The organism is Microvirga aerilata (assembly GCF_016743775.1).
Taxonomy (GTDB): Bacteria; Pseudomonadota; Alphaproteobacteria; order Rhizobiales; family Beijerinckiaceae; genus Microvirga; species Microvirga aerilata.
Genome location: NZ_JAEQMY010000057.1, coordinates 1 through 26,096 on the forward strand (window position 1 = coordinate 1; position 26,096 = coordinate 26,096).

Consider the following 26,096-nt stretch of genomic DNA (forward strand, 5'->3'; position numbering starts at 1 on the left):
TCCCACATGCGAGCCCCGATAACACAGCCCTTTCGGGCTAGGCGAAAAACGCGGCCCTGCCGCAATGGCGGGCCTTGGGGCGCCGGATGGCCTGATCCGGCGCCGCCCTCGGCAAAAGGAGTGCCTGGATCAGCGCTCCCAGGAGTGCCGCGGGCCGGAGGGCTGCCTGGCGCCGTCGATGCTCCAGGCTCCCGGGCCGGTGAAGACCAGCAGCAGGAACACGAAGCAATACAGGATCGCGGCATCTCCGCCGTTCAGGGCCGGATAGAAGCTTTGAGGCGCATGGAACATCCAGTAGGCCACGGCCATTTCGCCGGCGAGGATGAAGGCGACCGGCCGGGTGAACAATCCGACCAGAATCAGCAGGCCGCCGACGAGTTCGAGGATCGCCCCGGCTCCGAACAGCGAGAGGAGCGGCGGCAAGCCGCTCTGGGGAGGAGCCGGGAAGCCGAACAGCTTCTGCGTTCCGTGTTCCATGAAGATCAACGCCGTGACGATCCGCAGAGCGGCCAGGGCATAGGGCGACCACCGGTCGAGTGTCGTTGAAGTACGCATAGGAGCCTCCTGTTTCAGCCTGCCCACACCAGGCGGCCTCTGTTCTCCGGGTGGCGCTTATAGCGCAAACGCGGGCGGGAGACATTGCAACCGCGCATAATCCTCCTTGTCGACGCCAGAGAAGGCTGGCCACCTTCACGCTAAATTGAGCCCGATACCCGCCCTCGAGCCTTGCCCGGCAGTGCACCCGTGCCAGCTTCTGCCTCTGCAGGGAACGGAGGCGGGGATGAATCGCAGGCTTCAAGGCATGGTCACGGCCCTCATGGCAGCAGCCCTCTGGCTCTCCGCTTCCGGCGCGAAAGCCGAAACCGAAGTGGATGTTGCGCTGGTGCTGGCCGTGGATGTCTCGCGCTCCATGGATCCCGACGAGCAGGAGCTCCAGCGCCAGGGGTTCATGGAAGCGTTCCGCTCCCCCCAGGTGCACGATGCCATCCGAAACGGCATGCTGGGACGGATCATCGTCACTTACGTGGAATGGTCAGGCGTGGACTACCAGGCCGTCGTGGTCCCCTGGACCATCGTCGAAAGCCCCGAGAGCGCGGTGAAGTTCGCCGAGGGTTTGGGCAATACCCCGATCGGCCGGGTCATGCGCACCTCCATCTCCGGCGCCATCGACTTCGGCGTCAAGCTCCTGGACAAGACCGGCGTCGAGCCGATCCGCAGGGTCATCGACATTTCAGGCGACGGACCCAACAGCAGCGGACGGGGCGTCGTGGAGGCCCGCAACGAGGCGGTTGCCAAGGGGATCACGATCAACGGGCTCCCCATCATGCTCAAGCGGCCGAGCGGCTTCGGCGACATGGAAAATCTCGACCACTATTATCGGGATTGCGTGATCGGCGGAGAAGGAGCCTTTCTGATCCCGGTGCGCGAGCGCCAGCAATTCGCCGACGCCATCCGCACCAAGATCATCCGGGAGATCGCGGCTGTCCCGGCCGAGCCGCTGATCCAGAAAATCCAGGCGGACGCGCCGGTCAACTGCCTGGAAGGCGAGCGCCGCATGTACCGCTGGGACCGCAACTGAGGCAGGCCGCAGTCAAAGGGTCATTCCAGCGTGATGCCGGCGGTTCTGATCACCCTCTCCCACTTGGTGCCCTCCTCCTGCATGTAGGCCGCCATCTCCGCTGGGGAGCTCTGCAGCACGTCGATCCCGGCGCCCATGAGCTTCTCGCGGATCTCCGCATTGCCGATCACCCGCCGATAGGTCTCGTTGAGCTTGGCGATGATCTCGGGCGGCGTTCCGGCGGGCGCAACGATCCCCTGCCAGGCCCAGGCCTCGAAGCCTGTCACGTCGGCGGCAACCGGCGGCACCCCGGGGAGGCCGGCAAATGCGCCCGGCGAGGCCACGGCGATGGCCTTGATCGGGCCGGAGAGCTGCGAGCGCGCCGTCGCGAAGTCGATGAACATCATGTCGACCTGCCCGGCCACCAGATCCTGCACGGCAGGCGCCGCCCCGCGGTAGGGCACATGGGTGAGCTTGATCCCGGCCGCTTGAGAAAGCAGCTCGGTTGCAAGATGGAAGGGGCTTCCCAGTCCCGGCGTCCCATAGTTGATCCGCCCCGGCTCCTTCTTGGCTTCCGCGATGAGTTCCTGAACCGAGCCGACCTTCAGCTTGTTCGTGTTGACGAGGAGCACGAGGGCGAAGCGTCCGCTCAGGGAAATCGGGCTGAAGTCCTTGTAGGGATCGAAGTTCAGCTTCTTGTAGAGGGTGCGGTTCGTCGAGAAGGTTGCCGTGTCGCCGAGCAGAAGGGTGTAGCCGTCGGGCTCCGCCCGGGCGGCGGCCTCCGCCCCGAGGTTGGTGCCAGCACCGGGCCGGTTCTCAATGACGAACTGCTGCCCGAGCTGATCGCCCATGGCGGCAAAGACAAGGCGGGCGAAAAAGTCCGTTCCGCCACCGGCCGCATAAGGAACGACGACCCGGACGGGCCTGGACGGATAGCCGGACTGCGCGAGGGCGGACCATGGCGCCAGGGCGGTGGCCGCGGAAGCGGCGGCGATCTTCGACAGGATGCTGCGACGTGTCTGGCTCATGGGGTTCTCCGGCGTCTCCCGAGGGGCGTCCTGTTATGGTTCAGGTGTAGGGCTGCACATAGGGGGATGGCCAAAGGCGACCAGAGCCGTCCTGCGGGAAAAGAAGCCTCCCGTCAGCGTAAGCAGGATCGTCGCGCGGGGCGCTCCCTGCTCCGGCACACCCGGTTTTTTTACCGCCAAGCCTGAACATGCGGCCATTCGCGGGATTGCCCTGTAGCAAGCGTATTCCCGCAGGATGGAGAAAACAGATGGGCGTCAAGAAGGACGAGGACGATCTGGTCGATGCCGGTTCGGAATATTCCTTCCCGGCCAGCGACCCGCCCTCCTACATGGGCGGCTCGGCCGTTGCAGGGCCTCCGCCCCATGAGGAAGGTGCCCGCGAACCCGTCAACGAGGGGGTATCCGATCCCGCCGAGGTGAAGCCGGCCGAGGACGCCCCGCAGGGCACGGATCCGGCCCAGGTCGGCAAAGCGCCCAAGCAGGAGAATTCCGGCGGCAACAATCCGTAGCTTCAGGCAGGATCCAAGCCTCCCGGTTAGGCAGACCCATGCCTCAAGCATCCCCGCACGCAGCCATTACCCTTCAGGACGTCATCCGGCTTCCTGAAGGGGCTGCGGCCGAGCGCCTCCAGCTTGTCACCACCGAGGGCCCGATCACATGCCGCCATCATCCCGCCGGGGGCGAGCGCGCCGTCCTCTGGGTATTCGGCGCGGGAGGCGGGCTCGGCGGTCCTGCCGGCGGCCTTTATACGCGCCTCGGCGCCCTGTTTCGGCAGGAGAGCGTGACCTCCCTCGAACTGGATTATCGCCGGCCCGGATACCTGCAGGACTGCGTTGTCGATGTGCTGGTCGGGCTGGCCTATCTTGAAAGTCTCGGCAAGAGCCGGATCGTTCTCGTGGGGCATTCATTCGGAGGAGCGGTGGTCATCAATGCGGGCGCGATCAGCGAGGCCGTGATCGCGGTTGCGGCGCTCAGCAGCCAGACGGCCGGCACAGAGCCGGTCGGGCGGCTCAGCCCGAAACCCGTCATCTTCATCCATGGCGAGCAGGATGAGATCCTGCCGCCCTCCTGCTCCCACGATCTTCATGCCCGAGCCGGCGAGCCGAAGGAGCTCGTCCTTTATCCCGGCTGCCTTCATGGGCTCGATCAGTGCCGCGAGGCGCTCGACCGGGACATGACCCGCTGGCTTCGCGCGGTTCTTGCCTGATCAGCCGGAAACCTGCGCCTCGATGGCGTGGCTCTTCTGCAGATCGGGCACTTCGGTCGGGCGCCGCAGCGCCAGATCGAAGGCGTCGCCGGCGCTCAGCACGTGCATGCGGATGTCGTACATGGACAGCGACCGCTCCGGCTTGGCCTCGGCGATGTTGGAATGCGTGACGCCCGCCCCGTCGACCACGTAGACGCAGCCGCTGCCGATCACCTCAAACCGCTCGTCTTCGAGAACGAGCGCGGTGTCCTCGTCGATCCCGATCCCGAGTTCGCGCGGATTGTGCGCCACGGCCCCGAACAGGCGGCCGAAGCGTCCGCGCTCGGCGAAGTGCTGGTCGATGATCACGTTGCGGACGAGGCCGAGTCCGGGCGCCATGTGCAGGTCGCCGATCTTGTAGGATTCGCCGCTCGTTCCCTTCACCAGCATGGTCTCGCTCATCACGGAGGCACCCGCCGACGTTCCGGCGAGCAGGCCGCCGCGGTCGTGGATCTCCCGCACCCGCTGCTCGATGGGCGTGTCGCCGATCTGGCTCGAGATGCGCAGCTGGTCGCCGCCGGAGAAGAACACGCCGGCCGCGCCTTCGAACAGGCGCAGCTTCTCCGGATCGAGCGTCTCGGCCCGGTCCTTCACATAGACCTCCACGAGGTCCGTGACCCCAAGATCGGCAAAGGCGTTCTGATAGGCCTCGAAGTAGCCCTCCGGCTCATGGGACGCGACGGTCGCGAGAACCAGCCTGCCGCCGCCGAGATGCTTGGCGACCTCGCGCAGGATGACGCGCTTGCCCTCCTTGTCCTCGCCGCCGCCGATGATGATGAGCGGTCCCTGCCGTGTCTTTCTCGTGCGTTCCGTCATGATCCTGAAAGGTCCCGCTGCAATGGCGATCCGCCCTGCGCCGCAAGGCGAAGGCGGATCGCGCCGTTTGATGAAATTCTACGATGCCGTTCAGGCGCTTTTGCGCCAGGTTTCGGCCTGTTCCGTCCCGGCCTGCCCGCCTCGTTCGATCTCGACATCGAAGGAGCCGGCAGGATGGGCCCGGAAGTCGAGCACCTGCTGCCACATGCCCTCCACGTCCGTGGGCGTGAGCACCACGAGGTCTCCCGGCTGCGCCATTCTCAGGCAGACGCCGGCAGCCTGATCCTCGTTCAAAATTCGCGTGATCTTCTGCTCCGGAAATCCTGCCGCAAGCGCTCCTTCGACGAGCAGGCCGATGATCTCGCCCGGCTTGCGGCCGCGACGGGCCGGATCCTCCCGGAAGATGATCTCGTCGAAATAGCGCGTGGCCAGCGCGCCCATCTCGCGCATGTCGTCGTCGCGCCGGTCGCCGGGGATGTTGATCATGCCGATGATGCGGCGATGGCGCGGCTTCATCTTGAGGATGAGATTGCCCAGGGCCTGCAGGCCCGCCGGATTATGGGCGTAATCCAGGATCACCCGGAAGCCGTGTCCGTCGAAGACGTTGAGGCGGCCCGGGCTGTGCTCGAACGACGTGGTATAGGTCGACAGGGCCATGCGGATGACGTTGACGGGAACACCCTGCGCATAGGCCATGGCCGCAGCCCCGAGGGCGTTCTGCACGTTGAACTCGGCAAGCCCGTCGAGGGTGGCCGGGATTTCGGCCGCCCGCATCAGGTGAATGCTGTCGCCGTCGTCGTGAATGACGATCTCGCCCCCATCGACGGCGCCGGGCTCGCGCACCACCGCGAAGCCGCCTGCATCGATGTGCTCGCGCAGGAAGTCCGGCATGTCGGCTCCGCCCCGAAGGGAGAAGTAGCCGATCCGGCCGCCGGCGCGGCGGCGCATGCTCACGCACATGCGGTCGTCCGCATTGAGGATGCTCGTGCCGTTGCGGTGCACGGCCTCGACGACCACCGACTTCACCCAGGCGAGATCCTCGATGGTCTCGATGCCCTTCAGCCCCAGGTGATCGGGCTGAACGTTGGTGACGAGGCCGATGTCGCATTCGGAGAAGCCCAGCCCCTCGCGCAGGATCCCGCCGCGGGCCGTTTCCAGCACCGCCACGTCCACCGTCGGGTCGCGGAGCACCACGCGCGCGCTCCAAGGCCCGGAGGCGTCCGCTTCCACGATCCTGTCGCCGTTCACGTAGATCCCGGTTGTCGAGGTCAGGCCGACATTGAGCCCATGGGCGCGCAGGATGTGCCCCACCATGCGCGACGTCGTGGATTTCCCGTTCGTGCCGGTGATGGCCAGGATCGGGATGCGCGTCGCCGCGCCGCGCGGAAACAGCATGTCCATCACGGGGCGCGCCACGTTGCGCGCCCTTCCTTCTGAGGGCTGGAGGTGCATGCGGAAGCCGGGTGCGGCGTTCACCTCGATGATGCCGCCGCCGGTCTCGCGAACCGAGCGGGCGATGTCCGGGGCGATGAAGTCGATGCCGGCCACGTCCAGGCCGATGGCCCGCGCGGCGCGGCGGGCGATCAGGGCGTTGTCGGGATGAATGTCGTCCGTGCGGTCGATGGCCGTGCCGCCGGTCGAGAGGTTTGCCGTATCGCAAAGATACACCACCTGTCCCAGGGCCGGCACGCTGCCCGCATCCATCCCGGCCTTTGCCAGAATGCCCAGCACGTGATCGTTGATCTTGATGCGGGTCATGACCTTTTCATGCCCGTCCCCGCGGCGGGGATCCTTGTTCACCTCGTCGACCAAGGCCGAGATGCTGCGCTCGCCGTCGCCGGTCACATGCGCCGGAACGCGCTCGGCCACTGCGACCAGCTCGCCGTTCACCACCAGAATGCGGTGGTCCCGGCCCTTGAAATATTTCTCGACGATCACGCGCCGGCTGTGCTGGGAGGCCTCCTCGAAGGCGCGCGTGACCTCGTCCGCCGTGGTCAGGTCGATGCTGACGCCGCGTCCGTGATTGCCGTCGAGAGGTTTGACCACCACCGGATAGCCGATGCGCTCGGCCGCCCGCACCGCATCATCGGCGCGGCGGACCACGTCGCCTTTCGGGACCGGAAGCCCCGCGTCGGCCAGAAGGCTCTTGGTCAGGTCCTTGTCGCCCGCCGCGTCGGTGGCGATCTGCGAGGTCATGCTCGTGATGCTGGCCCGGATGCGCTTCTGGTGGCGTCCGGTGCCGAGCTGCACGAGGCTCTGTTCGTCGAGGCGCAGCACGGGAATGCCCCGCCGCTCGGCTTCCTGCACGAGAGAGAGCGTCGTGGGTCCAAGCGCCGTGCGGCGATGCACGTAGCGGAGCGCCTTGAGGGCGGCATTCAAGTCGAAGGAGCCCCTGAAAGCGGGCTCGTCCTCGTCCTTGTAGATGCGGTCGAGCCCCCTGATGCCTTGCAGCTCGGACGGCAGCAGCGAATCCACGAGCTGCAGCGCAAGGCGGCCGGCCACCAGGGCCGTCTGCTCCTCGCGATAGGCGTACATGACATTGTAGACGCCGGCCTCGCCTTTGACGGACCGGGTCTTGCCCCGTGTGACGCGCGAGCCGGCCAGCGTCTGAAGCTCGAGGGCGATGTGCTCGGCGACGTGACCGAGCCAGGTGCCTTCCTCGAGACGGCGCACGAAGCCGCCGGGCTCATGAAAGCTGCAGCCGTGTCCGTGCAGGCCCGGCAGAAGAGCCAGAAGCCGCTCGGTGAAGCCCGGCAGGCGATTGGACGGCCACTCCTCCAGCGTGCCGAGATCGAGCTTGATCCGGATCATGGGCGTGAGGCTGTAGAGATGAGCTCCCCGGTAGACGCCGCGCTCGATCACGCGCATCGGATTGGCAGGCGATCTGGCCGTTGCGCCCCCCGGTGAAACCTGAGCATGGGAATCGTGCTTTTGATCCGACAGCTGGCTCATGGCTTCTCCGGAACCGGCCTGCGCGTGAAGATCATCGCCCATTTTTTGAGAGCTCCTGAGAGTGGAACGAAAAGACGGCTCCGCTCCTCTGCAGACCGCCTGGCGTCCACGCCTGTATTTGGTGATTAACGATGAAAGAGCATGCAGAATGCACTTGGGTGCTGTTCAATCCACAAGCAGTGCCGTTTGTTCCAGTACTCCGGAAGGACTATATTCCAAAAACGCCAGCGATTAACATAGGTTACAAATAAGCCTGCCTCGGCACGTCGTTTCATGCCTCTGTTTGTCTTGCGAGATGCTTGGAGCGCGCGATTTTATGCTTTGAGACCATTCTCCGATGGTCGAACACCCTGCTTTGCTTCGGAGACAAGAGGCAAATCCGGCCACAGGAGGAACGAAAATCCTTCATCCTGCCTTCATCTCGGCAGTGGCATCTGGCCGACGCAACCCTAAAATGATCGCATGCCCCGCCGGGGCGGGACAAGCATTCGAGAACCGGCCTTAAAGAGCCCACTCAAGGAAGTGATCAGCACCGATGGTGACCACCCGCATTCCCACGACGCCGTTTTCCGATCAGCGCCCGGGCACATCCGGCCTGCGCAAGAAGGTCACCGTCTTCCAGCAGCCGCGGTATGTGGAAAACTTCATCCAGGCGATCTTCGACAATGTCGAAGGCGCCGAAGGATCGACCCTGGTGATCGGCGGCGACGGGCGCTTCTTCAACGAGTCCGTGGTTCAGACCGCGATCAAGATGGCGGCCGCCAACGGGTTCGGCCGCGTTCTCGTGGGGCAGAAGGGACTCCTGTCCACGCCGGCCGCCTCCTGCGTGATCCGCAAGCACAAGGCCATCGGAGGGCTCGTGCTCTCGGCCAGCCACAATCCTGGCGGACCCGACGGCGATTTCGGGATCAAGTTCAACATGTCCCACGGCGGGCCCGCGCCTGAATCCTTCACGGAGGCCATGTTCCAGAAGGCGAGCGCGATCACCGAGTACCGGATCGCCGACGCCCCGGACGTCGATCTCGGCCGCATCGGCCAGAGCAGGGTCGGGGAGATGACGGTCGACGTGATCGATCCCGTTGCCGATTATGCGGAACTGATGGAGCAGCTGCTCGACTTCGACAAGATCGCCGACCTGTTCCGCTCCGGCTTTCGCATGCGCTTCGATGCGCTCAGCGCCATCACGGGCCCCTATGCCACGGCCATCCTCGAAGGCCGCCTCGGCGCACCTGCCGGCACCGTGGTGAACGGGGAGCCCAAGCCCGACTTCGGCGGCCATCACCCCGATCCGAACCCCGTCCACGCGCATGAGCTCATGGAGCTGATGCTCGGCCCCGATGCGCCCGATTTCGGCGCGGCCTCGGACGGGGACGGCGACCGCAACATGATCGTGGCCCCCAACCTTTTCGTGACGCCCAGCGACAGCCTCGCGATCCTCACGAGCCATGCCCATCTGGCACCCGGCTATGCGGGGGGGCTTGCGGGCGTGGCGCGCTCCATGCCGACGAGCCGCGCGGCCGACCGGGTGGCGGCCAAACTCGGCATCAACTGCTTCGAGACGCCGACCGGCTGGAAGTTCTTCGCCAATCTTCTGGATGCGGGCCTCATCACCCTTTGCGGCGAGGAGAGCGCCGGCACGGGCTCCAACCACATCCGCGAGAAGGACGGTCTCTGGGCCGTGCTCCTGTGGCTCAACATCCTGGCGGTCACCCGGAAGCCCGCGGACCAGATCGTGCGGGAGCATTGGGCCACCTTTGGGCGCGACTACTACACCCGTCACGACTACGAGGAGCTTGAGACGGCACCGGCCAACGAGCTGATGGACGCCCTGAGGGCGAAGCTTCCCGGCCTCCCCGGCCAGCGCTTCGGCGGCCTCACGGTCCAGTCCTGCGACGACTTCGCCTATACGGACCCCGTGGACGGCTCCGTCACCCCGAAGCAGGGCGTGCGCATCCATTTCGCGGAGGATGCCCGCGCCGTGTTTCGCCTGTCGGGCACAGGCACTTCCGGGGCGACGATGCGGGTCTACCTCGAGCGCTTCGAGCCCGACGCCAGCCGGCACGACCTGCCGACGGCCGACGTCCTGGCTCCCGTCGTGCAGGCCGCCAACGAGATCGCGGAGATCGCCGCCCGCACGGGACGCAGCGAGCCGAGCGTCGTGACCTGATCCGGGCTGGGGGATCCCCGCCCGGCCGTGTCATTCCCGGCTGGTGCGCAGCGAATGCGCTGACACGCACGGTGGTTTATGGATCCCCTTCCCTCGCTGACGCTCGGCCTTAGGATGACAAGGGTTGCGCAAACCTCCGTGTCATTCCCGGCCGGAGCGTCAGCGGAGGGGAAGGGAATCCATAGCAATGAGCGTGTGACTGGATCCCCTTCCCTCACTTCGTTCGCCGGGGATGACAGGGTGGTGCCGACCTCCGTGTCATGCCCACAGTCATTCCCGGCCTTCCGGAAAACCTCTATACGTCTCCCACAGCCCGGGCGTCGCCAGCTCGAGCAGGTGCCCGTCAGGATCCCGGAAATAAAGGCTGGTGCCTCCGCGGCTCCAGGTGGTTCTGCTCTCGATCGCGATCCCCCGCTCCCGAAGGCGCTCCTCCCAGGCGGCGAGCTCCTCTGCCGCGATGGCAAAGCCCATATGCAGGGGTCCGTGCCCGTCATGCCCGGGGATCGTTCCGCCGGGCGTCTGCATCGATCCGGCCGATCCGCCGCGCAGGAAGGTGAGAAGCACGCTCTTTCCGCCCACATCGAAAGCGCACATGCGCTGGTTTGCGAGAAGAACGGGCAGGCCGAGGGCCTCCTCGTAGAAAGCCCTGGCGCGCGGCAGGTCGTCCACATACAGCGCGGTTCGAGAACGGCGTTCAGCTTCGGCATTCCTTACCCCTTGAGGCCTCTCCGGCGCTCTCATTGTGTCCTTCGGACGCTCCCGCGTGTCCAGCTTTCCTTGCTTCACTCCTGTGACAGGGCGGCGCAAAATTGGGCAACGATGCTGACCTTTTGAGCTTGAAAGCCGCCGGCGCACCGCTTAGTTATTGCAGTGCAACACGGCGATTGGCGTCGCCGCGTTGCTGCCCTTCTTGGGCGTTTCCTCCCTAAACTTCGGGCCGCTCGCAAGAGTGGCCTTTTTTCTTGCCTGCCAGGCTCCGGGCGGGAGCCCCGGAGGCTCCAGGAACCTCGGGTGGTCCCGATGGTTTCCCCATCAGCGGAGCCCGGGAGACTGCCATGACCACGCGTTCGGACAACCCCAACCAGACCGACATTCCACGAACCCATACGATCAAGCCCATGGACGCGCCGCCCATGACCCAGGGCTCGACCACGGCGCAGCTGAAGGGCGACATCAACAGCGGCCGCACGGGGGACAAGAACGAGGTCTTCGATCCAGGCCTCTCCCCGCTGGGCACCGACGAGGAGGCCGGCGGCACCCCGCTGACCCCGGACCAGATCGACCTTGCCAGGCGTCAGGAGAGCGTCGACCGCTGGCAGAACAGCGGCGAGAAGGAGGGCTATGCCCACCGGAATACCGGCTCGCGAAAAGCCCTCTACGGCTTCGTCGGCTTTATCGGTCTCGTGCTGGTGCTGTTCATCGGCGCCTTCTCGATGTTCTGAGCCTATCGGGGGAGCGGCGCGACGCTGTCCCGGACCACCAGCTCCGTTTCCAACCGAATGCGCTTGGGCGTGGTGCGCCCCTGCAGAAGATCGATGAGGGCCGTTGCGGCGGCCTGCCCCAGCTCGCGGCGCGGTTGGCGGATCGTGGTCAGGGACGGCTCGGCCACCGCCGCGAAGTCGATGTCGTCGAAGCCTGCCACCGAGATGTCCTCGGGCACCCGCAATCCGGCCGACAGAACCGTGCGCATGAGGCCGATCGCCATCTCGTCGCTGGTGCAGAAGACGGCCGTGGGGCGCGTCGCCTGGGCCACCAGCCTCTCTCCCGCCGCCACCCCGGCCTCGATGGTGTAGTCCCCCGGAATCACCAGGGCGGGATCGTACGGCAGGCCTGCCGCCTGGAGGCCTTCCTTGAAGCCTTGGAAGCGCTCGCGCTCCAGCACGTTGATCGCAGGCCCGCTCACATAGGCGATGCTGCTGTGGCCCAGCCCGGCGAGGTGCTGGGTCATCCGGGAGGCCGCGGCCCGGTTGTCGATCTCGATCTGCGGGATGTCGGCGCCGGGAATCGCCTCGCAGAGGGCGACGAGCGGGATCGTGATCCGGGCAGGCTGCCCCTCCCCGTCCCGGCTCTGCCCGAACAGGTGCCCGTTGAGCAGGATGGCGCCGTCCACGCGTCCCGCCGCCGTAAAGGCCGCGAAATGCGCCTCCTTTGCGGGCGAGCCGTCGAGATCGCTGATGATCATCCCGTAGCCGGCCTCGAACAGGGTCTCCTCGATACCGCGCAGGATCTTGGAGAAGAACGTGTTCGACAGGTCCGGCAGCACGACGAGCACCATGTAGGTCTTCTGCGAGCGCAGGGTCCGGGCGGCAGGATTGGGCACGTAGCCGGTCTTGGCGATGGCCTCCAGCACCCGCGCGCGCGCCTCGGGCGAGACGCGCTCCGGGGTAGCGAGGGCCCGGCTGACGGTGGCGGTGGACACATCCGCAAGCCGCGCGACATCTTGGATCCGCGCGGCGCGGAACAGCGCGCCGTCCCCATCAGGCCTGTCTCCCTGCCCCGCCTCGTCCATGGATCTCCCCCTACGATGGTTCTGTTTGACAGAAGCCTTCGTTTCGGTAAAGTTGCATGTAATCGATTACATAGGGCGGTTGTCGAGCCCTTCGACAGCCCTAGTTCGTTAAAAGTCCCGACAGAGGACGAACCGACACGCAGGAGGACCCGAATGCCAGCGCACGCCTCGTCCAGCTGATCCCCACCCGTTGCATTCTTCGATGCCGCATTCGCCTCGGCCGATGCGGGCGATGCCGCTCATCCGGAGCAGTTCATGGATTCCGTTCTTCGCGCAGAGAACATTTCGAAATCCTTCGGACCCATCGAGGTCCTGAGCGGCATTTCGCTTGACCTGAGGCCCGGCGAGGTCCATGCGGTCATCGGCGAGAACGGCGCCGGCAAGTCGACCCTGATGCGCATCCTGTCGGGCCATATCCCGCCCACGAAGGGCAGCCTTCACCTGAACGGCCAGCCGATCACCTTCTCGGGTCCCGTCGATGCGGAAAGCCACGGCATCGTCCTGGTGCACCAGGAGATCCTGCTCGCGTCCGACCTGACGGTGGCGCAAAATCTTTTCCTCGGCCGTGAGATCCGGCGCTTCGGCTTCGTCGACGACAAGGCCATGCGCGAGAAGACGCGGGCGATCCTGACCGAGCTCGGCACCCATATCGACCCGGACCGGCAGGTCAGCCGCCTGTCCATCGCCGACCGGCAGCTCGTCCAGATCGCCCGCGCCCTGCTCGTGCCGCACAAGGTCGTCGCCTTCGACGAGCCGACCGCCGTGCTCACGCCCATCGAGGCCGAAAGCCTCTTCGAGATCATTCGCAAGCTGCGCAGCCAGGGCGTGGCGGTGCTGTACATTTCCCATCGCCTGAACGAGGTGAAGGCGGTTGCCGACCGGGTCACGGTGCTGCGCGACGGGCGCCACATCACAACCCAGGGCATCGAGGGTCTCGAGCCCCTCGAGATGGCCCGCCTCATGGTCGGCCGCGACATGTCCAAGCTTTATCCGGAAAAGCCCGCCACCGCCTCCGACCAGACCCTTCTGACCGTTCGCGACATGGCCGTGCCGGGCTTCGTGGAGAATGTTTCCTTCGCCCTGCGTCGCGGCGAGATCCTCGGCTTCGGCGGCCTGATCGGCGCGGGCCGCACCGAGCTGTTCGAAGGAATTGTGGGCCTTCGCCCGAGCCACGGCACGATCGCCCTCGACGGCAAGGACGTTCACTTCCGCGATGCGCGCGAGGCGATGGCTGCCGGAATCGTCTATCTTTCCGAGGACCGGAAGGGCAAGGGCCTGCTCCTGCAGCAGAACCTTCGGATCAACCTTTCCCTGGCCGCCCTCGACAAGTTCACCAAGGGGTCGTTCATCGACGGCGGCGCGGAGGAGATCGCCCTCGACCGGGCGATCAAGGATTTCGACATCCGCACCCGGCGGCGGGATCTCCTGGCGGGGCAGCTCTCCGGCGGCAACCAGCAGAAGCTGCTGCTCGCCAAGATGATGCTGCTGGAGCCGCGCATCGTCATCATCGACGAGCCGACCCGGGGCGTCGATATCGGCACCAAGGAGCAGATCTACCGCTTCATCGCGTCGCTTGCGGCCGAGGGCCGGGCGGTCGTGGTCATCTCGTCCGAGATGCAGGAGCTGATCGGCCTGTGCCACCGGGTCGTCGTGATGCGCAACGGGCGCGTCGCGGGCGAGGTCGCGCAAGCCGACCTGTCGGAAGATTCCATCGTCTATCTCGCCACAGGCGTTCACGAAGAAAGGGCGGCGGAAATCGCCGCAGGCCACGCATGACTGAAACCGTGCTTCGCACCGGCGCCGAGAAGCGCCGGTTCAATGTGGACATGCGGGCGCTCTCGCCCTTCATCGCGCTCATCGTGCTCGTCATCGCGGGCGCGCTGATCAATCCCGATTTTCTCACCGCCTCGAATCTGCTCAACGTGGTGACGCGCTCGGCCTTCATCGCCATCATCGCGGTGGGCGCCACTTTCGTGATCGCCGGCGGCGGGCTCGATCTTTCCGTCGGCTCCATGGCGGCGCTCACGGCCGGCGTCATGATCCTGACCCTGAACAACATGGGCACCGGGGACATGGGCACCCTGGCGCTCGGCATGCTGGTCGCCATCGGGCTCAGCGCGGCCTGCGGGCTGGCAAACGGCCTTATCGTCACCTTCGGGCGCATCGAGCCGTTCATCGTGACGCTGGGCACCATGGGCATCTTCCGCTCCCTGGTGATCTGGCTGGCGGCCGGCGGCACCATCACCATGCGCAACTTCGAGCTGCGCGAGCTCTATCGCCCGGTTTATTTCGGCAGCGTCTTCGGCGTTCCTTATCCGATCATCGCGTTCATGGTCGTGGCGGCCGTGGGCGCGCTGATCCTTTATCGCACCTCCTTCGGCCGTCATGTGGTGGCGCTGGGCTCCAACGAGGACGTGGCCCGCTATTCGGGCGTGCCGATCTGGCGCGTGCGGACGCTGACCTACATCATCCAGGGCGTCTGCGTCGGCATCGCCGTGCTGGTCTACGTGCCGCGCCTCGGCTCCGCCACGCCCACCACGGGCCTGTTGTGGGAGCTGCAGGCGATCACGGCGGTGGTCATCGGCGGCACGGCGCTCAAGGGCGGCATCGGCCGCATCTGGGGCACCGTCGTCGGCGCGGTGATCCTCGAACTGGTCGCCAACATCATGGTGCTGTCGAACTTCGTCTCCGAGTTTCTCGTGGGCGCGGTTCAGGGCGCCATCATCATTATCGCCATGCTCGTGCAGCGGTCCGTTCACCGCGGGCGATGAAACCGGTGCGGGCCTGCCGGACAAGGGACAAAGGCCCCAAACCAACCCTCTAGGGAGGAATGAGATGAAAGCAACGGTACTGAAATTCGCAGTCGCGGCGGGCCTGATGGCAGGCGTCGCCACCGGCGCGATGGCCCAGCAGAAGAGCGTGACGATCGGCGTCTCGATCCCGGCCGCAACCCACGGCTGGACCGGCGGCGTCGTCTACCACGCGCAGGAAACCGCCAAGCAGCTCGAGAAGGGCTATCCGGGCCTCAAGGTGGTGGTGAAGACCTCGCCGGACGGCGCTTCCCAGGCGAACGCCCTCGACGACCTCACCTCGCAGAAGGTCGACGCCCTCGTGGTTCTGCCCTTCAACTCGGACGAGCTGACGAACCCCATGCGCGAGATCAAGAAGCGCGGCACCTTCGTCACCATCGTCGACCGCGGCCTGAAGGATCCGGCGATCCAGGACATCTACGTGGCCGGCAACAACCCCGAGTTCGGCCGTGTCGCGGCCAAGTACTTCGTCGACAACCTGAAGCAGGGCAACGTGGTCGTGCTGCGCGGCATCCCGACCGTGGTCGACGAGGAGCGCGTGACGAACTTCGAGAAGGCGCTCGAAGGCTCCGGCATCAAGGTTCTCGACAAGCAATACGCCAACTGGAACCGTGACGACGCCTTCAAGGTGATGCAGGACTACCTTGCCAAGCACCCGAAGATCGACGCCGTGTGGGCGTCCGACGACGACATGGCGCTCGGCGTCATGGAAGCCATCCGCCAGGCCAAGCGCGAGGACATCAAGTTCGTTCTCGGCGGCGCCGGCATGAAGGACATGGTCAAGAAGGTGATGGACGGCGACAAGATGGTGCCGGCCAACGTGTCCTACCCGCCGTCCATGATCTCCACGGCCCTGGGCGTCACCGCCGCGCATTTCTACACCAATGCGCCCATGCGCGGCACCTACACGCTCAACGCCGAGCTGATCACCAAGGACAATGCCAAGAACTTCTACTTCCCGAACTCCCCGTTCTAAGGGGCGCTCATCCCCTCCCTCCCCGCTCATCCCGGCCTGCCCGGGATGGGCTTCATCGGACGCAAACCGGGTGCTCCCGGTTTGCGGCGGGGAGGGATCAGGGGTGAGGGTGTGAGCGCCGCGTTCCAGGGCGTGACGCTGACACCCCCACCTCCAACTTCTCCCCACTTGGGGAGGAGAGCACCGGGAGCTCACCCATGAAGACCATGAAGGGCCCTGGCCTCTTCCTTGCGCAGTTCGCAGGCGACGAGGCTCCGTTCAATTCGCTGGACTCCATCTGCCGCTGGGCGGCCTCCCTCGGCTACAAGGGCGTGCAGATCCCCACCTGGGATGCGCGCCTCATCGACCTGAAGAAGGCCTCCGAGTCGCAAGCCTATTGCGACGAGATCCTAGGGCTCGTGCGCTCGCACGGCCTGGAGATCACGGAGCTCTCCACCCATCTGCAGGGCCAGCTCGTGGCGGTTCACCCGGCCTTCGACGAAGCCTTCGACGGGTTTGCGGCTCCCGAAGTGAGGGGCAACCCGAAGGCGCGGCAGGAATGGGCCGTGGACCAGATGCTGATGGCGGCCAAAGCCTCGCAGCGTTTGGGCCTCAATGTGAGCGTGTCCTTCTCCGGCGCGCTTGCCTGGCCCTTCGTGTACCCCTGGCCGCAGCGCCCCGCCGGTCTCGTGGAAACCGCCTTCGAGGAGCTGGGACGCCGCTGGCGGCCGATTCTCGATGCCTACGAGGATGCGGGCTGCGATGTGGCCTACGAGATCCATCCCGGCGAGGACACTCACGACGGCGCCACCTTCGAGCGCTTCGTGGATGCGGTGGGCGGGCATGCGCGCGCCTGCATCAACTACGACCCGAGCCACTTCCTGCTGCAGCAGCTCGATTACGTCGCCTTCATCGATCTCTACCACGAGCGCATCAAGGCGTTCCATGCCAAGGACGCGGAGTTCAACCCCTCCGGGCGCATCGGCGTCTATGGCGGCTACGAGAGCTGGATCAACCGGGCGGGACGCTTCCGTTCCCTCGGCGACGGGCAGGTGGATTTCGGCGCCATCTTCTCCAAGCTCGCGCAGTACGACTACGATTCCTGGGCCGTGCTGGAATGGGAATGCGCCCTCAAGCACCCGGAGGACGGCGCCAGGGAGGGTGCGGAGTTCATCACGGCGCACATCATCCGCGTCACGGAAAAGGCTTTCGACGATTTCGCATCGGGCGGAACGGACGAGGCGGCCAACCGCCGGATGCTCGGCATCGACGCGAGCTGAAAGCGGCAAGTGACGAGTGGAGGCTCCGCATCGTTTCCGTGAAGACGAGAAAGCGGAAGGGGATCCATGGCGGCGAGCCACTGAGTGGATTCCCTTCCCCTCCGCTGGCGCTCCGGCTGGGGATGACAGCGCCACAACCAAGGGGGACACATATGACCATCGCAGGATCTGCAGATCAGAAGCTGAGCCGCCGCCTGCGGCTCGGCATGGTGGGCGGCGGACGCGGCGCCTTCATCGGCGCGGTGCACCGCATCGCGGCCCGCATTGACGACCGCTGGGAGCTGGTGGCCGGCGCCCTGTCGTCCGACCCGGAGCGGGCCAAGGCCTCCGGCGAGGACCTTCTGCTGAAGCCCGACCGCATCTATGGCGACTTCAACGAGATGGCGCGGCGGGAGCGGCGGCTCAAAGACGGCATCGATGCGGTCGTCATCGTCACCCCCAACCACGCCCATGCGGCCGCCGCCCGCGCCTTCCTGAAGGCCGGCATCCATGTGATCTGCGACAAGCCGCTGACCACCACGCGCCGGGAGGCCGACCAGCTCGCGAAGCTCGCCCACGAGTCGGGCCTCGTCTTCGCGGTGACGCACAACTACACGGGCTACCCCCTCGTGCGGCAGGCCCGCGCCATGGTTGAGGCGGGCGAGCTCGGCGCGATCCGGGTCGTGCAGGTGGAATATGCGCAGGACTGGCTTGCCACCCGCATGGAGGAGACCGGCAGCAAGCAGGCGGAGTGGCGCACGGATCCGGCCCGTTCGGGCCCTGCGGGCGCCGTGGGCGACATCGGCACGCACGCCTTCAACCTCGCCGAGTTCATCGTCGGCGACGAGGTCGCATCGCTCTCCGCCGAGCTGCACACCTTCGTCGAAGGCCGCAGGCTCGACGACAACGCGCACATGATGCTGCGCTTCGCCTCGGGCGCAAAGGGCATGCTCTGGTGCAGCCAGGTGGCGGCCGGCCTCGAGAACGGCCTCAAGATCCGAGTCTATGGCGAGAAGGCGGGTCTCGAATGGCACCAGGAGAACCCGAACTATCTCACCTTCTCGCCGCTCGGCGAGCCGCCGCGCATCATCCGACGCAACGGCTATGGGGCGAACGAGGTGTCCCGCGCCGCCTCGCGCATTCCGGGCGGGCACCCGGAAGGGTATCTGGAAGGCTTCGCCCAGCTCTACACGGACATCGCCGAGCAGATCGCGGCCCGGATCGAGAAGCGCGAGCCCAATCCGTTCTCGCTCCAGGTTCCCACCGTCGACCAGGGCGTCAGGGGCGTGCGCTTCATCGATGCGGCGGTCCGCTCCTCCCAGCGCAAGGCGGCCTGGGTCGATCTTTAAGGCTCGCCCTCAAGGCCGGTGCATCGCGGGGCGCGTTCCTGCCGGACGCCGGGTTCAGGCGCGATGCCGGCTCCCCTCCCCCACAGGTCTCGGGCCTGCCTGAGACCTCTTGCACAGGCGCACCCGAAGCCCTCCTCCCCATCCGGGGGAGGGACGCAGAGCTTCACTCGTCATGGCCCCATGAGCCATTGACGGGTTGGCCTCTTGGACGATCCTGCCGGACCCTCTCGGGCGGGATCGGGCGTGACCTTGACCACCTTGAAATCGCACCCGCAATCATGACGTATAGGATGACCACGCAGCTTGCGGAAAAACCGAATTCATAATGGCTCCCACGCATCACCACCACGCCGCCGACGATCTGAGCGATACCCAGAAGCGGGTTCACCGGATCCTGACATCGGCTCAGAATCCGCTGTCGGCCTATGAGGTGCTCGACAAGATGCGGGCCAAGGGCGCCGTCACGCCGCCCACCGTCTACCGCTCCCTGGACAAGCTCATCGAGAAGGGCCTCGCCCACCGCCTCGAGAGCCTGAACGCCTATGTGGCCTGCAAGCACCCCCACCAGGAGCACGACATGGCAGCCTTCGCCATCTGCGAGAGCTGCGGATTGGTACGGGAGTTCACGGACCCGCATATCAGCGACCGTCTCTCCCATTGGAGCGACGACCATGCCTTCCGCCCCAAGAAGGTGACCGTGGAGATCAGGGGATTGTGCGAGACCTGCGCCAAGTGAGGCGCACCCCAGGAAACCTCAGCCCCGCTACACGTTATTACGTTATCGATACGCGCTGCCACAGGCTTCCTGTGCTTTAATGCCAACTTCCGTTGCGGAACAGGCATTTTTGCAAGCATTTATTGCAATGATAGCACATTGTCGTAGCGTCATTTTACCTATATAAACATATAGGTTCCGTAATAACAGGAGTGAGGCTCATGAGCACCAAGGCCCTCAGAAAAGAAGAAGAGGATAACCTCCTCCGTCGCGCAGACGATCTCTGCCGGCAAAACAATCTCAGGCTGACGCCGATCCGCGAACGCGTTTATCGCGAGCTGGTGCAGAACGGCGGCCCGGTCGGGGCTTACGATCTGGTCGACCGCCTCAGCAACGAGAAGAAGCGCCTCGCCCCGGTGACGATCTACCGGGCTCTGGACTTCCTGCGGGATGCAGGCCTCGTCCACCGGCTGGCCACGCAGAACTCCTACGTCATCTCCCATGGCCAGCCCGACGTGAACGCCATGAAGATCATGTTCGTCGATTCCAAGACCGGCGAGACCATCGAGGTTCACTCGACCGAGGTGGCCGAGGCCGTGCGCAAGGCCGCCGAGCAGGCCGGCTTCAAGTCCGTCTCCCCCTTCATGGAAGTCGAAGGCGAGATCGCCCGCTGAACTGAAAAAGGCAGGAACCCACGGTCCTGCCTTTTCATGCGACGCAATCAAAAGGCCGGGCCATCGCCCGGCCTTTTCTTTATTCGGCCGCGAGAGCCTGCCGGTGGCCTTGGGGTTCCTCGGCCCGCTCGGCCCGCACCGTCTCGCGCGAGATGTAGGTGTAGAACATCGGCACCACGAACAGGGTGAAGATCGTGCCGATGGACATGCCGGATGCGATCACGAGACCCATGGAGAAGCGTGCCGCCGCACCGGCGCCGGTGGCGGTAATCAGCGGGGCCACGCCGAGCACCATGGCGGCCGTGGTCATGAGGATCGGACGCAGGCGGACGCGCGCCGCCTCCTCGATGGCCTCACGCTTGGTGATCCCGCGCATTTCCTTCTGCTCGTTGGCGAACTCCACCATCAGGATGCCGTGCTTGGTGATCAGCCCCACCAGGGTGATCAACCCCACCTGCGTGTAGATGTTGAGGGTCGCCAGGCCCAAGTTCAGGAAGATCATGGCGCCGAACATGGAGAGCGGCACCGACATCATGATGATGAACGGATCGCGGAAGCTCTCGAACTGCGCCGCCAGCACCAGATAGATCACGATGACCGCGAGACCGAAGGCGAGGAAGATCGAGCTTCCTTCCTGGATCTCCAGGCGCGACTGGCCAGCATAATCCTCATAGAAGCCCTGAGGCATGACCTCCTGCCCGATGGCGCGCAGGGTCGCCAAGCCTTCCGACGTGGTGACGCCGGGCAGCGGCAGGGCCGAGAGCGTTGTCGAGTTGAGCTGGTTGAACTGCTCGATGACGGCCGGCGCCGCGTCCGTCTTGATGCTCACCAGGGCCGACAGCGGAACCATGGAGCCGTCCGAGGCGCGAACATAGTACTCGCCCAGACGCTCGGGGTTCAGACGATCGGCCTGCCGGACCTGGCTGACCACGTCATAGCTGCGGTTGTCGCGGTCGAACTTCGAGATCGGCGCGCCGCCCACGAGGGCGCCGAGCGTGTTGCCGATCTCCGAGACCGGCACGCCAAGCGCTGCGGCCCGGTCGCGATCCACCGTGATGCGGGCCCGCGGCGTCTCGTACGAGATGGAGTTCTGAACGACGATGAACTTGCCGGACTTCTGCGCCCGCTGGCGGATCTGCTCGCCGACCTCGTAGGCCTGGGCCGAATCGCCGATGGTGCGCAGCACGTACTGGATCGGCAGGCCGTCGCCGCCGCCGGGCAGGGACGGAGGCGCGAAGACGAAGGCCTGCAGGCCGCCGTTCTCGTTCAGGAGATTCTGGATCTCCTGCTTGGTCTGCGGACCCTTCTTCTCGCGCTCGCTCCACTCCTTGAGCTTGAAGCCCACGAAGCCGCCGCCGCCGCCGTCGATGCCGACGATCAGGAAGCTGGCATCGATCTCGGGGATCTTCTCGGCAGCACCCGTGAACTGCTTGGAGAAGGCCTGGGTGTAATCGGCGGTCGCATATTTCGGCGCGTTGACGAGGCCGAGATAGGCGCCCTGATCCTCTTCCGGCGCGAGCTCGGAGGAGGTCTTGGTGAACATGAAGGCCGTGGTGCCGAGGAGCACCGCCACGATGACGAGCGTTACGCCGCGATAATCCAGCGAGCCCTTCAGGCGCCGTCCATACCAGTTCTCGAGCCGCGTGAAGGTGCGGTCGACGATCCGGGCGAAGCGCCCTTGCGAGCCATGAGACTTCAGGAGCTTCGAGGACATCATGGGCGAGAGCGTCACGGCCACGATGCCGGAGATGATCACCGCGCCGGCAAGCGTGAAGGCGAACTCCCGGAACAGCGAACCGGTCAGGCCCGTCGTGAAGCCGATGGGCGCATACACGGCCGCCAGGGTGATCGTCATGGACACGATGGGAACGAAGATCTCCTTCATGCCCACGATGGCCGCCTCGACGGGTTTCAGGCCCTCCTCGATGTGGCGGTGGATGTTCTCCAGCACCACGATGGCGTCGTCGACCACGAGGCCGATGGCGAGCACCATGGCGAGCAGGGTCAGAAGGTTGATCGAATATCCCAGCGCATAAAGGAAGAAGCACACGCCGATGAGCGAGAGCGGAATCGTCACGATGGGGATCAGCACCGAGCGGAAAGACCCTAAGAACAGCAGGATCACCACGACGACGATGAGGGCCGCTTCCCCGATGGTCTTGAACACCTCCTCGATGGAAGCCGAGATGAAGCTCGACGCATCGTAGACGATCTGGACCGTCATGCCCTTGGGCAGGGTCGTGCGGATCGCGTCGATGGCCTTCGTCACCTCGTCGGCAACGGTGAGCGGGTTGGCCGACGGGGTCGGCGTGATGCCGATGAAGGTGCCCTGGCTGCCGTTGAAGCTGACGATGGTGTCGGTGCTCTCTGGTCCCAGCTCCACATCGGCCACGTCGCGCAGGCGCACGATCTGGTCGCCGTTGGAGCGGATCGGCAGCGTGCCGAAGGTCTCGGGCGTCTGCAGGGTGGTCTGCATGTCGAGGCGGTAGGCGACATACTCGCTCTGCGTCTTGCCGGGAGCCGCCAGGAAGTTGTTGGCCCGGATCGCCGTGACCACATCGCCGGCCGTGACGCCGCGGGCGGCGAGCCGCACGGGATCGATCCACACGCGCATGGAGAAGTCGCGCCCGCCGAGGATCTCGGCATTGCCGACGCCCTCGAGGGTGGCGAAACGCGGCTGCACCACGCGGGTCAGGAATTCGGAGACCTGCTCCGGATTCATGTCCGTGCTGCCGAAGGTGATGTACATGAGGGCGAAGCTCTGGCCCGTGCCCTTCATGATGACCGGATCCTCGGCATCCGAGGGAAGCTGCGCGCGGATCTGCTGCACCTTTGCGGTGACCTCGGTCAGAGCCGCATTCGGATCCGTGTTCAGGCGCATGCGCACGGAGACCGTGCTCACGCCCAGGCGGCTCTGCGTCGTCACGTAGTCCACGCCTTCCGCGCTCGACACGGATTTGGCGATGGGCGTGCTGATGAAGCCCTGGATCAGGTCCGCGCTTGCGCCCGTATAGGCGGTCGTGACCGTGATCGTGGTTTCCTCGACCTCAGGATACTGGCGCACCTGGAGGCTCATCAGACCCTGCGCACCGAGCAGCAGGATCAGGAGGCTCACCACCATCGACAGGACGGGGCGGCGGATGAAGAGTTCTGTGAAGCTCATGGGTTTGTGCCTATTGCCCGTTCGCGAGCTTGGTCGCGTCGAACTTTGTCACATCGATGGTGTTGTCGACCTTGACGGCCGCTCCGGCCTGCAGCTTGTTCTGCCCGGAGGCGACCACCTGCTGACCGGGGTTGATGCCGGAAAGGATTTCGAAGGAGCCGCCGCGGCGGCGGCCGGCTTTCACGAAGACCTGGCGCGCGACCTGAACCTGCTGGCCGGCCTTGTCTTCCTGCTCGATGGTGTAGACGTAATCCCCGTAGAGGCTGGTGATCACCGCCGTCTGCGGCACTGTGACGACGTTGGGCTGCTCCGGCAGGATCGCCTCCACGTGCAGGAACTGGCCCGGCAGGATCGCTTCGTTCTTGTTGTCCTCGATCCGGGCCTGGACCGAGACGAGCCGGGTCTTGGGATCGACCCGCGGGTCCTTGCCGGTAACGCGCCCCTTGAACGGAAGGTCCCCTTCCGTCACGCCGACGCGCACCTCCTGGCCGAGCTTGATCTCGCCGGCCATCTGCTCGGGAACCGTGAAGTCGACCTCCATGGACTGAAGATCCTGGAAGCTCGCAACCACCGTGCCGGGCTGGACATACTGGCCCACATCGACCTTCGCGATGCCGACCACGCCCGTGAAGGGCGCCTTGAGGGCTTTCTGGTCGATGACCGCTCTCGTGCGGGCTTCCTGGGCGCGGGAGGTCGCGAGTTGCGCCTCATTCTGCTCGAAGGTCGCCTCGGCCGTGATGCCGCGGGAGGCCAGGGCCCGGGACCGGGTGAAATTCGCCTCGGCGAGCTTCACCTGGGCCTGGACGTTGGCCAGATCCGCCCGGTCGACCGCATCGTCGAGCTGGACCAGCACCTTTCCGGCGGGGATGCGCTCGTTGGCCTTGAAGTTGATGTCCTTCACGACGCCGCCTACCTGTACGGCAAGCTCGACGCCGTTGGCGGCCTTGGCCGTGCCGAGGGCGCTGATGCTGGGCGACCAGGTTCTCGCCTCGACCTTGACGGCCGTCACCGTCTGCGGCGGCTGCTGCATGTTGGCGAAGAACTGGGTGATCATCTTGTCCCGGAAGAAGTTGAACCAGACCAAGCCGGCGCAGAGTCCAACCGCAAGAATGAACACAAGGGAAACTACGATGCGCCGTTTCATAGGCTTTACTTCCGGGATTTCGAGCCCGCCTGGCGAGCCGCGTACGACTATGGTGGTGCGGCAATAGCGCAACTTTACCTTGACGCCAATGCCGTGGAACAATTTATATACCGGCTGGACGGTTTAGTTGCAAGTGCGGCAACGCACAAGACAAGAGTGAAAAATGTTGTTTCCGTGTTCCAGGGGCCGCAAGAGCTCCCGTGAAAAGATTCTCGATGCGGCCGCCGAACTGGTCGCGGAAATCGGCGCGGGACGTCTCACCCTGGAAGCGGTCGCCGAGAAGGCCGGGCTCAGCAAGGGCGGCCTTCTCTACAACTTTCCCTCCAAGGAAGCGCTTCTCCAAGGCATGATCCAGCGCCTGATCGACCAAGTGTCGGCAGAGAAGGAGGCGCTTCGAGGGCAGGCTCCTCCCGGACCCAACCTGGAAGCGCGGTTATGCACAGCGGCTCTTCTGAAGCTGTGCGGCGGCCAGATGAAGGAAACGGCGAGCGGCATGCTGGCGGCCACCGCCGAGAACCCCAAGCTTCTCGACCCGCTCCGTCAGGTGATCAGGGAGACCCTGAAGACCCTGAAGGAGACCTCGGAGGACGTGGATGCGGCCCTCTTGGGCTGGCTCGCGGTCGAGGGCCTGAGCAGCTACGAGATGCACGGCCTCAGCCCGTTCTCGGATGAGGATCGCGAGCGGATCCTGCAGGCGGTGAACAGGCTGCTCAGCAAGGGCATTGCCCCTTGAGATCGCCGGACCCGAGAGCGGACACGGCCCGGCAGGCCTCAGGGAGAAGGCAGCCTCGCAGCCCTTACCAGCGAGGCCGGTGAGACGCTGGTTTCTCCCCTGAACGGCGCGTCCATCACCAGGATCAAAGCAACCACCAGTCCAATCGCGCCCATGTGGAAGGCGACTAGGGTCATCCCGAAGGCGTCGAGCTTATGGCGCCCGTTCATGATCATCGCGCCGACGATGAAGACGGCCATCACCCACCAGAACACCGGGGGCACACTCTTCGTCGCGAATTCGAGCCGGCTCTGGCGCAGGTCTTCCAGCTTGTCCAGGTAGGCCCGCAGGGCGTTGGCGGCCTCCGGATGGTCCGCCGCCACCGTATTGACCTGGGCGACGAGCGACGCCAGGGCACGGTCCGTTTCGTCCGACAGCAGGGGATTATGCCGGGCGAGCATCTTCCACTCCGCGGTCACCGCCGACCTCACATAGTCCTTGACGCGCTCGCTGGCAGTTGCGGCATCCTCGGTCCCCAAGGTCTGGAGGTCGCGAACGAGCCGCGCGACGACGGACGCCTCCCGAAGCTCCGCGTCGTCGGCCTTTCCGAGGTTGGAGCGCACTTCCGTCAGCACCAGGGCGAGAACGAATACCGAGAACGCCAGAAGGCTCCCATGGACCATATCGGCCAGCTTGCTGTGGCTCTCGAACGCCTCGTCATGGGGTGAGAACAGAAGCCGCCGCGAGATCATGGCGATGAAAAGGGCAAGACCGGCGGTGCAGACGACGCCACCGGCCAGAATGACCCCATCGCTGCTGTTGGCGATCAGCCTGTAGAGCCAGTCCATGATCTGCGCCGCCTCCGCAATCGGTACGGGACGATGCCCCCGTCGCACCCCGTGCTCGCCGCCGGGAAACTCTACCTCAAGAACCCGTGATCGGTGCTGGTTATTTTGATGGTGAGAGTCGGTCCGAGCGATTCATGAGCTTTGACAAAGCCTTGCGATCCTGCGGGTCATGAGCCGGATCATGGCGAGTT

Annotated in this window: 22 protein-coding genes; 13 read left to right on the top strand and 9 right to left on the bottom strand. The window is 65.4% G+C overall.

Annotated features, from left to right (window positions below):
- Nucleotides 1–129 precede the first annotated feature (129 nt).
- Nucleotides 130–555 (bottom strand): DoxX family protein, encoded by a 426-nt coding sequence (locus JKG68_RS23725; protein ID WP_202063811.1) that lies wholly within the window; start codon nt 553–555, stop codon nt 130–132.
- A 226-nt stretch (nt 556–781) separates the two neighbouring features.
- On the opposite strand from JKG68_RS23725, the gene JKG68_RS23730 reads away from it, so the two are divergent.
- Nucleotides 782–1,579 (top strand): DUF1194 domain-containing protein, encoded by a 798-nt coding sequence (locus JKG68_RS23730; RefSeq protein WP_246515785.1) that lies wholly within the window; start codon nt 782–784, stop codon nt 1,577–1,579.
- 20 nt (nt 1,580–1,599) lie between these two features.
- On the opposite strand, the gene JKG68_RS23735 is transcribed toward JKG68_RS23730, so the two are convergent.
- Complete coding sequence (locus tag JKG68_RS23735; RefSeq protein ID WP_202063812.1) at nt 1,600–2,586, bottom strand: Bug family tripartite tricarboxylate transporter substrate binding protein; 987 nt, start codon at nt 2,584–2,586, stop codon at nt 1,600–1,602.
- Between the two features lie 248 nt (nt 2,587–2,834).
- Here JKG68_RS23735 and JKG68_RS23740 point away from each other — a divergent pair, with 248 nt between their 5' ends.
- Nucleotides 2,835–3,095, top strand: coding sequence for a hypothetical protein (locus JKG68_RS23740; protein WP_202063813.1), 261 nt, complete (start codon nt 2,835–2,837; stop codon nt 3,093–3,095).
- Between the two features lie 38 nt (nt 3,096–3,133).
- Entirely contained in the window at nt 3,134–3,793 is a 660-nt protein-coding gene (locus JKG68_RS23745) for an alpha/beta hydrolase (protein ID WP_202063814.1), read from the top strand.
- Here the strand turns inward: JKG68_RS23745 and JKG68_RS23750 are convergent, their stop codons facing one another.
- Complete coding sequence (locus JKG68_RS23750) at nt 3,794–4,648, bottom strand: cyanophycinase (RefSeq protein WP_202063815.1); 855 nt, start codon at nt 4,646–4,648, stop codon at nt 3,794–3,796.
- A 90-nt stretch (nt 4,649–4,738) separates the two neighbouring features.
- On the bottom strand, nt 4,739–7,642 hold the full coding sequence (gene cphA / locus JKG68_RS23755; RefSeq protein WP_246515787.1) for a cyanophycin synthetase: 2,904 nt from the start codon (nt 7,640–7,642) through the stop codon (nt 4,739–4,741).
- 493 nt (nt 7,643–8,135) lie between these two features.
- On the opposite strand from cphA, the gene JKG68_RS23760 reads away from it, so the two are divergent.
- Nucleotides 8,136–9,767 carry an alpha-D-glucose phosphate-specific phosphoglucomutase gene (locus JKG68_RS23760; RefSeq protein WP_202063816.1) on the top strand — a complete coding sequence of 544 codons (1,632 nt, stop codon included), beginning with the start codon at nt 8,136–8,138 and terminating at the stop codon, nt 9,765–9,767.
- Nucleotides 9,768–10,037: 270 nt separating this feature from the next.
- On the opposite strand, the gene JKG68_RS23765 is transcribed toward JKG68_RS23760, so the two are convergent.
- Nucleotides 10,038–10,508 (bottom strand): VOC family protein, encoded by a 471-nt coding sequence (locus JKG68_RS23765; protein WP_202063817.1) that lies wholly within the window; start codon nt 10,506–10,508, stop codon nt 10,038–10,040.
- A gap of 314 nt (nt 10,509–10,822) precedes the next feature.
- Here JKG68_RS23765 and JKG68_RS23770 point away from each other — a divergent pair, with 314 nt between their 5' ends.
- Nucleotides 10,823–11,209, top strand: coding sequence for a hypothetical protein (locus JKG68_RS23770; protein WP_202063818.1), 387 nt, complete (start codon nt 10,823–10,825; stop codon nt 11,207–11,209).
- 2 nt (nt 11,210–11,211) lie between these two features.
- Here JKG68_RS23770 and JKG68_RS23775 read toward each other — a convergent pair whose 3' ends face one another.
- On the bottom strand, nt 11,212–12,276 hold the full coding sequence (locus JKG68_RS23775; protein WP_202063819.1) for a LacI family DNA-binding transcriptional regulator: 1,065 nt from the start codon (nt 12,274–12,276) through the stop codon (nt 11,212–11,214).
- A gap of 255 nt (nt 12,277–12,531) precedes the next feature.
- Here JKG68_RS23775 and JKG68_RS23780 point away from each other — a divergent pair, with 255 nt between their 5' ends.
- From JKG68_RS23780 to JKG68_RS23810, 7 genes are all read left to right on the top strand, one after another.
- A complete protein-coding gene (locus JKG68_RS23780) occupies nt 12,532–14,052 on the top strand; it encodes a sugar ABC transporter ATP-binding protein (protein ID WP_202063820.1) in 1,521 nt (506 codons plus the stop codon).
- The gene (locus tag JKG68_RS23785; protein ID WP_202063821.1) at nt 14,049–15,047 is read left to right on the top strand and encodes an ABC transporter permease; all 999 of its coding nucleotides are present in this window, start codon (nt 14,049–14,051) and stop codon (nt 15,045–15,047) included. Before JKG68_RS23780 ends, JKG68_RS23785 begins: the two co-directional genes overlap by 4 nt.
- Nucleotides 15,048–15,111: 64 nt before the next feature.
- The gene (locus tag JKG68_RS23790) at nt 15,112–16,062 is read left to right on the top strand and encodes a substrate-binding domain-containing protein (protein WP_202063822.1); all 951 of its coding nucleotides are present in this window, start codon (nt 15,112–15,114) and stop codon (nt 16,060–16,062) included.
- A gap of 197 nt (nt 16,063–16,259) precedes the next feature.
- Entirely contained in the window at nt 16,260–17,321 is a 1,062-nt protein-coding gene (locus tag JKG68_RS23795; protein ID WP_202063823.1) for a sugar phosphate isomerase/epimerase family protein, read from the top strand.
- Nucleotides 17,322–17,473: 152 nt separating this feature from the next.
- Nucleotides 17,474–18,649, top strand: a complete 1,176-nt coding sequence (locus JKG68_RS23800; protein ID WP_202063824.1) for a Gfo/Idh/MocA family protein — start codon at nt 17,474–17,476, stop codon at nt 18,647–18,649.
- 325 nt (nt 18,650–18,974) lie between these two features.
- A complete protein-coding gene (locus JKG68_RS23805) occupies nt 18,975–19,385 on the top strand; it encodes a Fur family transcriptional regulator (protein WP_202063825.1) in 411 nt (136 codons plus the stop codon).
- A 200-nt stretch (nt 19,386–19,585) separates the two neighbouring features.
- Nucleotides 19,586–20,038, top strand: coding sequence for a Fur family transcriptional regulator (locus JKG68_RS23810; protein WP_202063826.1), 453 nt, complete (start codon nt 19,586–19,588; stop codon nt 20,036–20,038).
- A gap of 79 nt (nt 20,039–20,117) precedes the next feature.
- Here the strand turns inward: JKG68_RS23810 and JKG68_RS23815 are convergent, their stop codons facing one another.
- Together JKG68_RS23815 and JKG68_RS23820 are read right to left on the bottom strand one after the other, a co-directional pair.
- Nucleotides 20,118–23,201, bottom strand: coding sequence for an efflux RND transporter permease subunit (locus JKG68_RS23815; RefSeq protein WP_202063827.1), 3,084 nt, complete (start codon nt 23,199–23,201; stop codon nt 20,118–20,120).
- Nucleotides 23,202–23,211: 10 nt separating this feature from the next.
- Nucleotides 23,212–24,345, bottom strand: coding sequence for an efflux RND transporter periplasmic adaptor subunit (locus tag JKG68_RS23820; protein WP_202063828.1), 1,134 nt, complete (start codon nt 24,343–24,345; stop codon nt 23,212–23,214).
- Nucleotides 24,346–24,508: 163 nt separating this feature from the next.
- On the opposite strand from JKG68_RS23820, the gene JKG68_RS23825 reads away from it, so the two are divergent.
- Entirely contained in the window at nt 24,509–25,078 is a 570-nt protein-coding gene (locus JKG68_RS23825) for a TetR/AcrR family transcriptional regulator (RefSeq protein ID WP_202063829.1), read from the top strand.
- A gap of 38 nt (nt 25,079–25,116) precedes the next feature.
- Here the strand turns inward: JKG68_RS23825 and JKG68_RS23830 are convergent, their stop codons facing one another.
- Nucleotides 25,117–25,953 carry a bestrophin-like domain gene (locus JKG68_RS23830; RefSeq protein ID WP_202063830.1) on the bottom strand — a complete coding sequence of 279 codons (837 nt, stop codon included), beginning with the start codon at nt 25,951–25,953 and terminating at the stop codon, nt 25,117–25,119.
- Nucleotides 25,954–26,096: the final 143 nt, after the last annotated feature.

Bases quoted from the DNA above. Each gene is read 5' to 3' on its own strand.
- JKG68_RS23725 (WP_202063811.1), bottom strand. From the start codon at position 555: ATGCGTACTTCAACGACACTCGACCGGTGGTCGCCCTATGCCCTGGCC.
- JKG68_RS23730 (WP_246515785.1), top strand. From the start codon at position 782: ATGAATCGCAGGCTTCAAGGCATGGTCACGGCCCTCATGGCAGCAGCC.
- JKG68_RS23735 (WP_202063812.1), bottom strand. From the start codon at position 2,586: ATGAGCCAGACACGTCGCAGCATCCTGTCGAAGATCGCCGCCGCTTCC.
- JKG68_RS23740 (WP_202063813.1), top strand. From the start codon at position 2,835: ATGGGCGTCAAGAAGGACGAGGACGATCTGGTCGATGCCGGTTCGGAA.
- JKG68_RS23745 (WP_202063814.1), top strand. From the start codon at position 3,134: ATGCCTCAAGCATCCCCGCACGCAGCCATTACCCTTCAGGACGTCATC.
- JKG68_RS23750 (WP_202063815.1), bottom strand. From the start codon at position 4,648: ATGACGGAACGCACGAGAAAGACACGGCAGGGACCGCTCATCATCATC.
- cphA (WP_246515787.1), bottom strand. From the start codon at position 7,642: ATGGGCGATGATCTTCACGCGCAGGCCGGTTCCGGAGAAGCCATGAGC.
- JKG68_RS23760 (WP_202063816.1), top strand. From the start codon at position 8,136: ATGGTGACCACCCGCATTCCCACGACGCCGTTTTCCGATCAGCGCCCG.
- JKG68_RS23765 (WP_202063817.1), bottom strand. From the start codon at position 10,508: ATGAGAGCGCCGGAGAGGCCTCAAGGGGTAAGGAATGCCGAAGCTGAA.
- JKG68_RS23770 (WP_202063818.1), top strand. From the start codon at position 10,823: ATGACCACGCGTTCGGACAACCCCAACCAGACCGACATTCCACGAACC.
- JKG68_RS23775 (WP_202063819.1), bottom strand. From the start codon at position 12,276: ATGGACGAGGCGGGGCAGGGAGACAGGCCTGATGGGGACGGCGCGCTG.
- JKG68_RS23780 (WP_202063820.1), top strand. From the start codon at position 12,532: ATGGATTCCGTTCTTCGCGCAGAGAACATTTCGAAATCCTTCGGACCC.
- JKG68_RS23785 (WP_202063821.1), top strand. From the start codon at position 14,049: ATGACTGAAACCGTGCTTCGCACCGGCGCCGAGAAGCGCCGGTTCAAT.
- JKG68_RS23790 (WP_202063822.1), top strand. From the start codon at position 15,112: ATGAAAGCAACGGTACTGAAATTCGCAGTCGCGGCGGGCCTGATGGCA.
- JKG68_RS23795 (WP_202063823.1), top strand. From the start codon at position 16,260: ATGAAGACCATGAAGGGCCCTGGCCTCTTCCTTGCGCAGTTCGCAGGC.
- JKG68_RS23800 (WP_202063824.1), top strand. From the start codon at position 17,474: ATGACCATCGCAGGATCTGCAGATCAGAAGCTGAGCCGCCGCCTGCGG.
- JKG68_RS23805 (WP_202063825.1), top strand. From the start codon at position 18,975: ATGGCTCCCACGCATCACCACCACGCCGCCGACGATCTGAGCGATACC.
- JKG68_RS23810 (WP_202063826.1), top strand. From the start codon at position 19,586: ATGAGCACCAAGGCCCTCAGAAAAGAAGAAGAGGATAACCTCCTCCGT.
- JKG68_RS23815 (WP_202063827.1), bottom strand. From the start codon at position 23,201: ATGAGCTTCACAGAACTCTTCATCCGCCGCCCCGTCCTGTCGATGGTG.
- JKG68_RS23820 (WP_202063828.1), bottom strand. From the start codon at position 24,345: ATGAAACGGCGCATCGTAGTTTCCCTTGTGTTCATTCTTGCGGTTGGA.
- JKG68_RS23825 (WP_202063829.1), top strand. From the start codon at position 24,509: ATGTTGTTTCCGTGTTCCAGGGGCCGCAAGAGCTCCCGTGAAAAGATT.